A 1,064-nucleotide genomic window follows, 5' to 3' on the forward strand; every position below is an offset into this window, starting at 1 on the left:
GATCGCAGCCTGCGGCAGCTCAGGTGCGGGGGTGTCAGAGAGTGAGGCGTTCTCCAAGGTTTTCTTCTTTCAACACATCAAACAACGCCTGCGCCGCCGCCGACAGCTCTCCCCCCGGCAAAGTCAGCACGCCAAGCGCCCGCTCCACCACCGGATCGCACAAGGTAATGCAGCGCGCGCCCAGTTCGCGCATCTGCCCGGCACACAACGCCGGCACCGCACTCACCCCGAGCCCGCTGGCGACCATGCGTCCCACCGTCGCCAGTTGATGGCTTTCAAACTCCACCGGCAGTTTCATGCCACGCGCCTGCAGATGCTCTTCCAGCATCACCCGCACCGTCGACGGACGTTGCAAGGTGATGAACGGCTCCTTGAGCAGCGTCTGCCAGTCGACTTCATCCCGTTCGACCAACGGCGAATCATGGGGCACCACCGCCACGAAACGATCGATGTACAACGGCGTGAATTGCAGCGACGAGCTCATGGTCGGCTCGAATGCCACCCCCAGTTCCACCTGGCGGTCACGGACCATTTCCAGCACCTGCTCGTTGATCACGTCGTTGACCGTGACGTTTACGTTGGGATAACGGGCTCGGAAAGTCTTGAGCATCGGCGGCAGCAGGTTGCCGGCAAACGACGGCATCGCCGCCAGGGTCACGCGGCCACGCTGCAAGGTGAAACGCTGGCGCAGTTCGTCTTCGGCATTGTCCCAATCGGCAATCAAACGGCGCGCCAGCGGCACCAAGGCTTCACCTTCGGCTGTCAGGCTCACGTTGCGCGTATTACGGGTGAACAATCGCCCGCCAAGGCCCTCTTCCAAGGCCTTGATCGTCAGGCTCAAGGCTGACTGAGATAGGTGCAGCCGCTCGCAAGCCACGGCGAAACTCAGGCTCTGGGCCACGGCGAGAAAGGCGCGGATCTGCTTAACGGTCATTCAACACCTCTCCAACCTGACTACATTAATCCGACATCCCACACGGTCACCCTGTAGGAGCTGCCGAAGGCTGCGATCTTTTGATCTTGATCTTCAACGATCCCGGCACCGCCAAAAGCAACATCAAAAG

At 60.9% G+C, this 1,064-nt stretch carries 1 protein-coding gene; it reads right to left on the minus strand.

Annotated features, from left to right (window positions below; translation table 11 throughout):
* Positions 1-34: 34 nt before the first annotated feature.
* Entirely contained in the window at positions 35-934 is a 900-nt protein-coding gene (locus ACRESJ_RS04720; protein ID WP_431756862.1) for a LysR substrate-binding domain-containing protein, read from the minus strand.
* Between the last annotated feature and the right edge of the window lie 130 nt (positions 935-1,064).

The sequence above is a fragment of the Pseudomonas sp. genome, assembly GCF_050739655.1.
Lineage (GTDB): Bacteria > Pseudomonadota > Gammaproteobacteria > Pseudomonadales > Pseudomonadaceae > Aquipseudomonas.

What these genes read in the sequence shown, in the direction of transcription:
- ACRESJ_RS04720 (WP_431756862.1), bottom strand. Translation starts at nt 934, where the DNA reads ATGACCGTTAAGCAGATCCGCGCCTTTCTCGCCGTGGCCCAGAGCCTG.